Annotated in this window: 1 protein-coding gene; it reads left to right on the forward strand. The window is 65.3% G+C overall.

What is annotated here, in order from left to right; all coding sequences use genetic code 11:
* Positions 1 to 201 precede the first annotated feature (201 nt).
* Positions 202 to 1095, forward strand: a complete 894-nt coding sequence (locus tag EN906_RS35010) for a LysR family transcriptional regulator (protein WP_024504879.1) — start codon at positions 202 to 204, stop codon at positions 1093 to 1095.

The following is a 1095-nucleotide window of genomic DNA, read 5'->3' on the forward strand; positions in this document are numbered from 1 at the left end:
CGTCAGGACCGCACGAAGGGCAGCCGCGACCTACAGGGAGGAGGATTTCGGCGGCGGCCGGTTCCTCCCGCTCATCGGCGAACAATGCGGGGCCCGAAGAGGACTGACGCGCGGCGCCAACCGTTCCCAATCCGGCCGCGCTTGACGCTGCCGGATTGTCGCTTAAGGACTAGCGGTTCCACCCAACAAAGGCAGAACGGCATGTTCCATCCCGATTTCACGACGCTCAGAATCTTCCTTGCCGTCTACAATCTGGGCAACATCAGCAAGGCGGCGGCGCGCGAGAACATCGCGTCGTCGGCGATCAGCAAGCGCCTCCACTCGCTTGAATCGGAACTCGGGGCGCCGCTGTTCTATCGGCATTCGCGCGGCGTCGAGGCGACGCCCGCCGGCGAGATGCTCGCCAAGCACGCGGCGACCCTGTTCAGCCAGATCAACCGGATGACCTCGGAGATGAGCACCTTCGCCTCCGGCGTCGCCGGCCAGGTGCGCATTCACGCGCACACCTCGGCCATCGTTCAATACATGCCGAGCCAGATCGCCAGCTTCACCAAGGCCTATCCCTCGGTGAAGATCATCCTGGTCGAGGATTCGAGCCTCGGCGTCCTGCAGGCGACGATCGAGGGCCTGACGGACATCGGTATCCTCGCGGGCAACATGGCCTTCCCGGATGCGCTGGATGTCTTCGACTACAGGCACGACAAGCTGGTGGTTCTGGTTCCGGCCGGCCACCCGCTCAGCACGTCGGGCGGGGTGCGCTTTGCCGACACGCTCGGCTTCGACCATGTCGGGCTCGCCGTCACCAGTTCGCTCGGCACCCTGCTCGCGGGTGCGGCCGACGCGCTCAGCATGACGCTGAAGACGTGCATCGAGGTGAAGACCTTCGAATCGGCCGTGCGTATGGTCGAGGCCGGGCTCGGCATCACTATCCTGCCGGACGGCGTGCTGGCCGACAAAGTCGGCAACGACCGGGTCTGCGCCATTCCGCTGCTCGACGAATGGTCGACGCGTCCGCACGTCATCTGCGTCCGCAACGACCGACAGCTGACGACCGCGGCGCTGTTCATGCTCGATCACCTGCGGTCCGTCCCATAG

The sequence above is a fragment of the Mesorhizobium sp. M7A.F.Ca.CA.004.06.1.1 genome, from assembly GCF_003999135.1.
Classification (GTDB): domain Bacteria; phylum Pseudomonadota; class Alphaproteobacteria; order Rhizobiales; family Rhizobiaceae; genus Mesorhizobium.